The 10,838-nt window shown below is 72.2% G+C and carries 10 protein-coding genes; 4 read left to right on the top strand and 6 right to left on the bottom strand.

Annotated elements, in window-relative coordinates; genetic code table 11:
• Nucleotides 1–13: 13 nt before the first annotated feature.
• Together TN53_RS49315 and TN53_RS15760 are read right to left on the bottom strand one after the other, a co-directional pair.
• Entirely contained in the window at nt 14–397 is a 384-nt protein-coding gene (locus TN53_RS49315) for a cold-shock protein (protein ID WP_046259101.1), read from the bottom strand.
• A 362-nt stretch (nt 398–759) separates the two neighbouring features.
• On the bottom strand, nt 760–1,101 hold the full coding sequence (locus TN53_RS15760) for a hypothetical protein (protein WP_234441604.1): 342 nt from the start codon (nt 1,099–1,101) through the stop codon (nt 760–762).
• Between the two features lie 166 nt (nt 1,102–1,267).
• On the opposite strand from TN53_RS15760, the gene TN53_RS15765 reads away from it, so the two are divergent.
• Nucleotides 1,268–1,516, top strand: a complete 249-nt coding sequence (locus TN53_RS15765; protein ID WP_046259103.1) for a hypothetical protein — start codon at nt 1,268–1,270, stop codon at nt 1,514–1,516.
• Here TN53_RS15765 and TN53_RS15770 read toward each other — a convergent pair.
• The gene (locus tag TN53_RS15770; protein ID WP_046259104.1) at nt 1,495–2,136 is read right to left on the bottom strand and encodes an HAD family hydrolase; all 642 of its coding nucleotides are present in this window, start codon (nt 2,134–2,136) and stop codon (nt 1,495–1,497) included. The genes TN53_RS15765 and TN53_RS15770 overlap by 22 nt on opposite strands.
• A 23-nt stretch (nt 2,137–2,159) precedes the next feature.
• The gene (locus TN53_RS15775) at nt 2,160–3,176 is read right to left on the bottom strand and encodes a hypothetical protein (RefSeq protein WP_046259105.1); all 1,017 of its coding nucleotides are present in this window, start codon (nt 3,174–3,176) and stop codon (nt 2,160–2,162) included.
• Nucleotides 3,177–3,329: 153 nt separating this feature from the next.
• Between TN53_RS15775 and TN53_RS15780 the strand changes: the two genes are divergently transcribed.
• Nucleotides 3,330–5,849, top strand: coding sequence for a helicase C-terminal domain-containing protein (locus TN53_RS15780; protein WP_046259106.1), 2,520 nt, complete (start codon nt 3,330–3,332; stop codon nt 5,847–5,849).
• A 96-nt stretch (nt 5,850–5,945) separates the two neighbouring features.
• Here TN53_RS15780 and TN53_RS15785 read toward each other — a convergent pair whose 3' ends face one another.
• Nucleotides 5,946–6,497 (bottom strand): hypothetical protein, encoded by a 552-nt coding sequence (locus tag TN53_RS15785; RefSeq protein ID WP_199924579.1) that lies wholly within the window; start codon nt 6,495–6,497, stop codon nt 5,946–5,948.
• Nucleotides 6,498–6,645: 148 nt separating this feature from the next.
• On the opposite strand from TN53_RS15785, the gene TN53_RS15790 reads away from it, so the two are divergent.
• Complete coding sequence (locus TN53_RS15790; protein WP_046259107.1) at nt 6,646–8,304, top strand: DNA repair helicase XPB; 1,659 nt, start codon at nt 6,646–6,648, stop codon at nt 8,302–8,304.
• 26 nt (nt 8,305–8,330) lie between these two features.
• Here the strand turns inward: TN53_RS15790 and TN53_RS15795 are convergent, their stop codons facing one another.
• Nucleotides 8,331–8,513 carry a hypothetical protein gene (locus tag TN53_RS15795; RefSeq protein ID WP_199924580.1) on the bottom strand — a complete coding sequence of 61 codons (183 nt, stop codon included), beginning with the start codon at nt 8,511–8,513 and terminating at the stop codon, nt 8,331–8,333.
• A gap of 278 nt (nt 8,514–8,791) precedes the next feature.
• On the opposite strand from TN53_RS15795, the gene TN53_RS15800 reads away from it, so the two are divergent.
• A partial coding sequence (locus TN53_RS15800; RefSeq protein WP_046259109.1) for a HelD family protein occupies nt 8,792–10,838 on the top strand: 2,047 nt, incomplete at its 3' end.

Below are 10,838 nucleotides of genomic sequence, written 5' to 3' on the forward strand. Positions count from 1 at the left end.
AAATCCAGCAGTTCTATACGTCGAGCTGGTCGGCGACCGCCCGCAGCAGGCCCGCGATCTTCCCGCCGGCGGCCTTGTCGGGGTAACGGCCCCTTTCGAGCATCGGCGTGATGTTCTCCAGAAGGGTCGTCAGATCCTGGACGATCGAGGCCAACTCGTCCGGCTTCTTACGGGTCGCGGCCGCGACCGACGGGGTCGGATCGAGGACGACTACGGAAAGGGCCTGGTCACCGCGCTGCCCGGCGACGACCCCGAACTCCACTCGCTGGCCCGGCTTCAGGGCCTCGACTCCGGCGGGGAGGACCGAGGAATGGACGAAGACGTCACCGCCGTCGTCGCGGGAGAGAAAGCCGAAGCCCTTCTCGCTGTTGAACCACTTGACCTTGCCAGTCGGCAAAGCACACACTCCCTCGATCACTCCCGGACTGACACCCGGACGCCGTTGAACAAGCCGTCATGCCACCTTACCGGGGGTCTCTCCAGCCGAACACGCCTTAAAACAGCACTGAGCCCCTGCCTGTGTCGACAGAGGCTCAAAGTGGTGCAGGAAGTGTGAGGGGCTACCCGAGGTGCCGGTGGAGAGTGGCGCGGGAGACTCCAAGAGCGTCTCTAATCAGCTTAGTGATCCCATGTCAGACATGGTGTCTGACAGCGGGATTTCCCATCGTGGAGGGGTGGCGTGGGCGTGCAGGTGGAAGCCTGCGCCCAGTGCTGCTCCTCGTGGCCGGTGTCGGCCGTGGGTGGGTGTGCTGATCGTTGTCACGCCCTGGTGCCGGTGGGTTGCGCGGGGCAGCCGGGTCCGGTCCGCTTCGCCGGATCGGCGGGCCACGTCCTGAGCACACCGGCCGTCACGTCGGCGCGCCACTTCGCCGACCGCAGCACGCGCCCGGCCTGCTCCTGCGCCATCCGCACGATGCGATCGTTGACCTTGACACCCTCGGCCGGGCCGACGGTCCAGCCCAGGCGGCGCAGGGCCATCCACGCGTTCGACGGCAGTTTCCTGCCCCCGGCGTCCTCACCACCGGCCAGCACACCCACATCGGTGGTGTTCCAGTGCTCGGCCAGCAGAACAGCCGGCGCCGCCAGGACCGGCGACAGCACCCCCCGGATCATCAAGGACAGGGGCAACGAGTCATACCGGCCCCGAAGGCCACGAGCTCAAACCGGGCTCTACAACGAAGGTAATGGTCGTCGGGACCCGCCGGTACCAGGCCGGTGACAAGACGTCGCCCGGTTGTTCCTTCGGGCAGGGAACTACCCTGGTCCGGTGCGTGACAAAACCCAAACGAATTCCGCCGCGCCCGGTGACCGACTGATCCGTGCCGGAGCCATCGTGTTCTTCATCGGTACGGTGGCCACACTCGTCACCGTGGCCCCGCTGTTCCTCGGAACGACGCCCTTTCCGACCTACATGTTCGGACTGAGCATGCTGATGGGCGCCGGCTTCCTGCTCGCCGGCGCGGGCGTGCTCCGGTCGATCGCGGCGGGGCGGCGTCAGGCGCGGGCCGGACGGTAGCCGGCGAGCCAGTCCGGGAACTCCGTGAGGTCTGCGAGGACCACGTCCGCGCCGGCCGCGGTCAACTCCGCCGCGCTGCACGGGCCGGTGGCCACGGCGACCGAGAGCGCCCCCGCGGTCCGGGCGCCGCGCACGTCCCCGAGGTGGTCGCCGACGTAGACGCTCGCGCCGTGTTCGCGCAGCGCCTGCGCCTTCTGCTCGGCCCACAGGTCGCCGATCACCGCGTCGGGGCCGAGGCCGAGGTGCTCCACGTGCAGCTTGGCGCTGGGCTCGTACTTCGCCGTCACGACGATCGCCCGCCCACCGGCCGCCCGCACGGCGGCGATCGCCTCACGGGCGCCGTCCATGGCGGGCGACGCGGCGATCGCGATGGCCGGGTACAGCGACCGGTAGAGACCGGCCATGGCCGGGATCTCGTCCGCCGGGAACCAGTGGGCCAGCTCCTCCGCCAGCGGGGGCCCGAGCCGGGTGACCGCGAGGTCGGCGTCGATGTACGCCCCCGTCCGCTCGGACAGCTCCAGGTAGCAGGCGCGGATGCCGGGGCGGGAGTCTATGAGGGTCATGTCGAGGTCGAAGCCGACGGTGGGGGCGGAGATGGGTGCAGTGGCCATATGGGCCATTGTGCCCAGCCGGTACGACGGTCCTACCGCTGCCTCTGGGATCGCCAGACGAGGAACAGGGCCGACGCGACGGCCGCGCCCCGGATCACCCACGGCCAGGTGTCGGCGATCGCGTCGTTCATGTGCCCCTTGACGATGGGCTCGCCCCAGCGGCCCTCGGTGCGGCCCCACAGCCACACGATCCCGGCGGTGAGCGCCAGGCCGGGCAGGAACATCACCGCCCACTTGGTCTCCGCCTCGGTCAGCCGCCGCGAGGCGTAGGCGATGAGCCAGCCGAGGAGCAGGACGACGAGGTTGCCGAGGACCGCGCCCACGACGAGGAGACCCGCGGCGATCAGCAGGAGGGGGTTGCTCCACTTGCCCTTGGGGAGGGAGAGCAGCCGGCGGCGTCGCGTGACGGGGACCTCACCGACCTCGACCCCGGCTTCGGGCTCGGCCTCCGGCGCCTTCTCGACGACCGGCTTCGGCTTCTCCTTGGGCGGCGGGGGCTTGAGCAGCTCCGGGATCTCCACACCGCCGACGAACCCCGCCGGGAGGCTCTCCCCGACCCCGAACGGGGTGCTGTCCGTGCGCCACCAGTCCGGCTGGAGCGCGCTGTTCCCGATCTCGGCCTCGCTCGCGAGGTGGGGCGGCGCGGGTGCCTCGTCCACCGTCTCGGCGGGACGCGGCTTCGGGACGGGGACGATACGGCGCAGCCCCTTGGGGCGGGGGGCGCCGGTGTCCCGGTCCCGCTGCACGGGTACGGCGGTGGGGGCCGGGGTGGCCCGGGCCTGCGGTACGACGCCGGTGCCGGTCGCGCCTCCCCCGGAGGAGGTGCCGCCGGCCGCGGTGACGACGTCGTCGGGGCTGCCGAGACGGTCGATGATCCGGCGCACGGCCGCGGGACTGTCCACCGGGACCTTCGCCCGACGCCGGTCGATCTCGTTGCGCAGCTCCGAGACCAGGCGCATCCGGGTGCCGGACGGCAACTGCCGCTGCTGGGCCACGTCACCGACGCGGCTCAGATACTCGTAGACGACCTGGTCGCTCTCGATACCCACGAAGTCCCTCCGGGGGGCGGCGCGTTGAATCCCCGGGGATGACCGTATCGCGCGTGATGCGACCGATGCAGCCACGCGCGGTCGTGCCGTCGGCCGGCTCCCGGCCCACAGACCCGCACCTCACCGTCACACCCACCCGCTAACGTGGGTCGGATGAGCACCTCGGCCACACCGCCCCGCTCCCTCGCAGAGGCTCTCCGCGTCCGGGACGACGCCTCCCTGGGCGCGCTCCTGCGGGCCCGTCCCGATCTCATCACCCCCGTCCCCACCGACCTCACCCAGCTCGCCACGAGGGCCGGCACCCGTGCCTCGGTCGTGCGCGCTCTGGAGCGCCTTGACCGGTTCGCGTTGCAGACCGCGGAGGCGCTGGCCGTGGCGGGGGATCCGGCGTCGTACGCGGAGTTGCTGAGGCTGCTGGCGGGGGACGCCGGGGAGCCGGCCGTCGCCGGAGCGCTGCCGCGTGCCCTCGGGACCCTGCGGGAGCAGGCGCTGGTGTGGGGCGAGAACGAGCGGCTGCGGCTGGTGCGTACCGCGCGGGAGCTGCTGGCGCCCTCGCCGCAGCATCCGTCGCCGACGGGGCTCGGGCCGACGGTGCAGGAGGCCGCGGCAGGGATGTCGCCGGGCCGGATCCAGGAGATCGTGACCGCGGCCGGGCTGCCGTCGACGCACGACTCGGTGACCGCCGTCGCCGCGCTGACCGGGCTGTTCACCGACCGCGAGCGGATGGCGGCGCTGCTCGCCGGCCTCCCGGAGGAGTCCCTTGAGGTACTGCGGCGGCTGGTGTGGGGGCCGCCGTACGGGCAGGTCACGGCGGACCCCGCGGTCCGGCTGCGCCGGCTCCTCGACGTCGGGCTGCTGCTGCCGACGGCGCCCGGGACGGTCGTACTGCCGCGGGAGGTGGCCCTGCATCTGCGCGGCGGGCTGGCGCACCGGGTCACCGAACCGCTGCCGCCGGCCGTCGAGCCGGTCGCCACGCACCGTCCACAGGTTGTGGACACGACGGCGGCCGGACAGGCGTACACCGCGCTGGCGACGGTGGAGGAGCTGCTGAAGGACTGGGACGAGGGCGGCCCTGTGGTGCTGCGGGCCGGCGGTCTGAGCGTCCGCGACCTCAAGCGGACCGCCGTCGCCCTTGACGTGTCCGAGCCGATCGCCGCGTTCTGGGTCGAGCTCGCCTACGCGGCCGGTCTGCTCGCCTCCGACGGGGAGGCCGACGAGCGGTACGCGGCGACCCCGGCCTACGACGAGTGGCTGGAGCGGCCCTCGGCCGAGCGCTGGGTGCGGCTCGTGGAGGCCTGGCTGACGGCGACGCGGACGGCCGGCCTGGTCGGCGGCCGGGACATGAAGGACCGCACCCTGTCCGCCCTGGGCCCGGGCCTGGACCGCAGCGCCGCCCCGGAGGTACGGCACCGGGTGCTGACCCTCCTGGCCGGTCTCCCGGAGGGCGCCTCGCCGTCCGCGGAGTCCGTACAGGCGCGGCTGCGCTGGGAACGGCCGCTGCGAGGCCCCCAGCGGGACGACGACCTGCGGTCACGGCTCACCGAGTGGACGCTGAGCGAGGCGGAACTGCTGGGCGTCACCGGACGCGGAGCGCTGTCGGCCCAGGGACGGGCGCTGTGGGGGGCCGCACCGGCGAGGACTCCTCGCAAGGAGCCGTCGGGCCCCGGCGACAAGCTGCCCGTCCACCACCACACCGCGCCCCCGGTGGAGCCCCTCTCCCCGCCCGAGCAGGCCGTCGCCTCCGCCGCGGCCGCCCGTCTCCTCGCCCCCCTCCTCCCCGAACCTCTGGACCATGTCCTGCTCCAGGCCGACCTCACCGCCGTGGCCCCGGGCCCGCTGCAGCGCCCGCTGGCGGACGTGCTCGACGTACTGGCGGACGTGGAGTCGAAGGGCGGGGCGACGGTGTACCGGTTCACGCCGGGCTCGGTACGCCGGGCGCTGGACGCCGGACAGGCCGCCTCCGACCTGCACGCGTTCCTCACCACGCACTCCCGCACCCCGGTCCCGCAGCCGCTGGCGTATCTCATCGACGACGTCGCCCGCCGACACGGCCACCTGCGCGTCGGCGCCGCCTCCGCCTATGTCCGCTGCGACGACGACGCCCTGCTGAACGAGATCCTCGCCGACAAGCGCGCCGCCGGCCTGGGCCTGCGCCGGCTGGCCCCCACGGTCCTGGCGGCCCAGGCCGATCCGGCCGTGCTCCTGGAGGGGCTGCGCCAGATGGGCTTCGCGCCGGCCGCCGAGTCCGCCGAGGGCGACGTCCTGATCGCCCGCGCCCACGCCCACCGCACCCCGCCGCGCACAGCGCCGGAGCCGGTCCCGGACGGTCCGCCGGTGCCGGACACCACACTCCTGTCGGCGGCGATCCGCGCGATCCGCGCGGGCGACCTGGCCTCCACGACCCCGCGCAAGGAAAGCCCCGACCACGGCACCACCGGCGAACTCCCCCGCACCAGCTCCGCCGAGACCCTCGCCACCATGCAGGCCGCCGTCCTCACCAACGAGGCCCTGTGGATCGGCTACGTCAACGCCGAGGGCTCCGCCAGCCAGCGCGTCATCGCCCCGATCCGCGTCGAGGGCGGCTTCGTGACGGCGTACGACCACACGGCGGACGAGGTCCGGACGTATCCGTTGCACCGGATCACGGGGGTGGCGGAGCTGGCGGACGACTAGCCCGTCGGGGAAGCCGTGGGTCGATTTTCGTCTGCCGCGCCGTCGTGACTGGTCGCGCAGTTCCCCGCGCCCCTGAAGGAGCGGCTGCGCCGCCCTTCAGCAGTCGCTGACCGGGGCGTCCGGCGGTAGGCCGAAGTACGTGCGGGCCTCTGCCTCCAAGCCGTCGGAGGACATGGAGTCCTCGGCCTCGTACGCGGCGAAGACGCCGAAGTTCGTCTCCGTCCACTCCGCGTGCCCCGCGCCGTCCGGCGGCTCCTGGCGCGACACGACCCGGTAGCCGCCACCGGCCACCCGCTCCAGCCGCACCACCTGCGGATACCGTCCGCCCGCGCACCCCACCAGGGCCTGGTCCTGCACGCCGTACTCCATGCACAGGGTGTTGACTCCCGCCCTGACCTGTCCCTCGTACTCCGCGAGTTCCAGGGCCTCCGCCCGGCAGAACCAGCGGGCCCCGAACCCGGGAACGGTCTCCCCGTAGCCGCTCCCCTTCGAGTCCGCGGCGAGCCGTGCCTCTATCACCGGTCGCACCTGACCCCACAGGCGGCCGTCCACGTCGGCCGGCCGGACCATGGCCCAGGTACCCGTGCCCACCAGCACCAGCACGGCCCCCACCCCGGTCGCCCAGCCGCGCACCGACAACCCCGTCATGCCCCCACCCTCCGCACATCGCGCCCGGTGCGCTGCTCTCCCGGTCAGACGGTCGACGGTGGTCCAGGGTTGCCCAGGACGGGCCCGCCGCATCGGCGCGCGGTACGGCACACTGGAGGTTTGGCCCGTGCGGAAGGGAAGTGCGTAGGTGAACGGACCGCTGATCGTCCAGTCCGACAAAACTCTGCTCCTGGAGGTCGACCACGAGCAGGCCGACGAGTGCCGTCGGGCCATCGCGCCGTTCGCGGAGCTGGAGCGGGCGCCGGAGCACATCCACACCTACCGGGTGACGCCGCTGGGGCTGTGGAACGCCCGGGCCGCCGGGCATGACGCCGAGCAGGTCGTCGACGCCCTCGTGCAGTACAGCCGGTATCCGGTGCCGCACGCGCTGCTGGTCGACATCGCCGAGACCATGGACCGCTACGGGCGGCTGACGCTCAGCAAGCACCCCGCGCACGGGCTGGTGCTCACGACCACCGACCGGCCGGTGCTGGAGGAGATCCTGCGGTCGAAGCGGATCGCCCCGCTCGTCGGTGCCCGGCTCGACCCCGACACCGTCGTCGTGCACGCCTCCGAGCGCGGGCAGATCAAGCAGACCCTGCTGAAGCTGGGCTGGCCGGCCGAGGACCTCGCGGGATATGTCGACGGCGAGGCGCACCCGATCGAGCTGGCCGAGGACGGATGGGCGCTGCGGCCCTATCAGAAGCAGGCCGTGGAGAACTTCTGGCACGGCGGCAGCGGGGTCGTCGTCCTGCCCTGTGGCGCGGGCAAGACCCTCGTCGGTGCCGGGGCCATGGCGCAGGCGAAGTCCACCACCCTCATCCTCGTCACCAACACCGTCTCGGCCCGGCAGTGGAAGCACGAGCTGGTGAAGCGGACCTCGCTGACCGAGGAGGAGATCGGCGAGTACAGCGGGACGCGCAAGGAGATCCGGCCCGTCACCATCGCCACGTACCAGGTGCTCACCACCCGGCGGAAGGGGGTCTATCCGCACCTGGAGCTCTTCGACTCCCGGGACTGGGGGCTGATCCTCTACGACGAGGTACATCTGCTGCCGGCTCCCGTCTTCAAGTTCACGGCGGATCTGCAGGCGCGGCGGCGGCTCGGGCTGACCGCGACGCTGGTGCGGGAGGACGGGCGGGAGTCGGATGTCTTCTCGCTCATCGGGCCCAAGCGCTTCGACGCGCCCTGGAAGGAGATCGAGGCGCAGGGCTACATCGCGCCCGCCGACTGTGTCGAGGTCCGGGTCAATCTCACCGACTCCGAGCGGCTCGCGTACGCCACCGCCGAGCAGGAGGAGAAGTACCGCTTCTGTGCGACGACCGCGACGAAGCGGAAGGTCACGGAGGCGCTGGTCAAGCGCTTCGCCGGGCAGCAGACCCTGGTGATCGGCCAGTACATCGACCAGCTCGACGAGCTCGGGGAGCATCTGAACGCGCCCGTCATCAAGGGCGAGACGTCCAATGCCCAGCGCGAGAAGCTCTTCGACGCCTTCCGGCAGGGCGAGATCAGTGTGCTGGTGGTGTCGAAGGTCGCGAACTTCTCGATCGACCTGCCGGAGGCGACGGTCGCCATTCAGGTGTCGGGCACCTTCGGGTCCCGGCAGGAGGAGGCACAGCGTCTGGGCCGGGTGCTGCGGCCTAAGGCGGACGGCCACCAGGCGCACTTCTACTCCGTCGTCGCCCGGGACACGATCGACCAGGACTTCGCGGCGCATCGGCAGCGGTTCCTGGCTGAGCAGGGGTACGCCTACCGGATCGTGGACGCGGACGAGCTGCTGGCGGGGGACAAGGGGACCGAGGCCTGACGGATGTCGGGCGTCCTACTTCCGTCCTACTTGCGGCGGACGCCCGCGTCCTCGGCGTACTCGCCGAGTATGACCACGTCGAAGGCGGCGCCCGCGAAGACGCGGATCGCGCGCAGGGCGTTGCCGAGGCGGTGGGTGGCGTGGCCGCCGGAAAGGGAGGTCGCTCCGGACGGGCGACCGGGGGCTGGGGTGAAGGTCGCTGCACTCATGTCTCCATGGTGGCTCCCGGGGCATAAGGAGGGCATCGGCCCCAAGGCCCCACTTCCTGTGCTACCTGGGTACACCCTGGGGGTGGAGTCTCCCCCAGCGGAACGAGGGGCGATCCCCTAGGGGGCGGCGCGTAAAACGGTTGGCCCTCGCACCGGTCGTCCCTCTAGAATCCCCGCTCTTGCCCGCCTCCCACCCGGAGTGCCGCCGACCGGACGGAAACCGGCCGGCATGCCGCAGCACCTCAGCCCGCAGCACCTTCGGAGGCACCCCCTTGTCCATGCCCGTCGACGACCCCCTCGGCCGCGAACGCTCCCACCTCGCCGAGTCCCGGGCCGCCCTGCGCGCCATGCGTGAGGACGCCGAGTCCCTCGACATCAGCGACGTGACCGCGAACTGGGTCAACGCCCAGATCCTGGAGCGCCAGATCGGGGAGCGCATCAAGGCGCTGGCCGACCTCAGCGACACCCCCCTGTTCTTCGGCCGCCTCGACTATCTGCACGCCCCCGGTGTCGACCTGGCCGAGGGCGCGGACGGCGAACGTTTCTACATCGGGCGCCGCCATGTGCACGACCAGGGTGGCGACCCTATGGTCATCGACTGGCGTGCGCCGGTGTCGCAGCCGTTCTACCGGGCGTCCAAGAAGGACCCGATGGACATCGCGCTCCGCCGCCGCTTCGGGTACACCCGCGGCGACATCACCGCGTACGAGGACGAGCACCTCTCCGACCCGGCTGAGGCCGCCACCACCAGCAAGCTCCTCCAGCAGGAGATCGAGCGGCCCCGCGTCGGCCCGATGCGTGACATCGTCGCCACCATCCAGCCCGAGCAGGACGAGATCGTGCGGTCCGGGCTCGGTGGGACCGTGTGTGTGCAGGGGGGTCCGGGGACCGGGAAGACCGCCGTCGGACTGCACCGGGTCGCGTATCTCCTCTACGCCCATCGCGAGCGGCTCGCCCGTACCGGCACCCTCGTGATCGGGCCGAACCGGTCCTTCCTGCACTACATCGAGCAGGTCCTGCCGGCGCTGGGTGAGCTGGCGGTCAAGCAGGCCACCGTCGACGACCTGGTCGCCGGAAAGGTCGAGGTGCGGGGCACCGACGAGGCGGCCGCGGCGGTCATCAAGGGCGACGCCCGGATGGCGGAGGTGCTCCGGCGCGCCGTCTACTCGCATGTCACGCTGCCCACCGAGCCGGTCGTCGTCGTGCGCGGGTCGCGGCGGTGGCGGGTGCCGGCGTACGAACTCGAGGGCATCGTCCGTGAGTTGCTGGGCCGCGACATCCGTTACGGCGCCGCCCGCGACGCCCTTCCGCAGCGCATCGCGCACGCCGTGCTGGTGCAGATGGAGCGTTCGGGGGAGGCGCCGGACGACCGGGTGCAGGACGCGGTGGCCCGCAACAGCGCGGTGAAGGCGGCCGTGAAGGAGATCTGGCCGCCCGTCGACCCGGCCAGGCTGGTGCTGCGGCTGCTGACGGACGCGGACTTCCTCGCCGTACACGCGGACGGTGTCCTCGACGAGGACGAGCAGAAGACGATCCTCACGGCACTGCCTGGATCGGGTAAAAGGGCCGCCCGGTCCGTGAAGTCGGCCAAGTGGTCGGCCGCCGACGCGGTGTTGATCGACGAGGCGACGGACGTCGTCGAGCGCACGCACTCGCTCGGCCATGTGGTGCTGGACGAGGCGCAGGACCTCTCCCCCATGCAGTACCGGGCGGTCGGCCGCCGCTGCACCACCGGCTCCGCGACCGTCCTCGGCGACCTCGCGCAGGGCACCACGCCCTGGGCGACCCGGAGTTGGGACGAGGCGCTCGCGCATCTGGGGAAGGCGGACGGGGTCATCGAGGAGCTGACGGCCGGCTTCCGGGTGCCGACGGACGTCATCACATACGCCTCCCGGCTGCTCCCGCACATCGCGCCGGGGCTGACGCCGGTGGCGTCGGTGCGTGAGAACCCGGGGTTCTTCGATCTCCGGCCGATCAGCGGGACGGCCGAAGTGGTCGCCGCGTGCGAGGAGTTGCTGGCCAACGAGGGCTCGACCGGTCTGATCGTGGCGGACGCCCGGATCGCGGCGCTGGCGCAAGCGCTGACGGCGGCGGGCATCGGCTATCTCGATCCCGGTGAGGAGACGACCGAGGCGACCCGCCTGACCCTGGTTCCGGCCTCTCTCGCCAAGGGGCTGGAGTACGACTACGTCGTCCTGGACGAGCCGCAGGCGGTGGTCGACGGTGAGCCCGACGAGCGCACGGGTCTGCGACGCCTGTACGTGGCTCTCACCCGAGCGGTCTCGGGGCTGATCGTGACGCACGCGGCGCCGCTGCCGCGCGAGC

Source organism: Streptomyces sp. WM6386 (assembly GCF_000972385.1).
Taxonomy (GTDB): domain Bacteria; phylum Actinomycetota; class Actinomycetes; order Streptomycetales; family Streptomycetaceae; genus Streptomyces.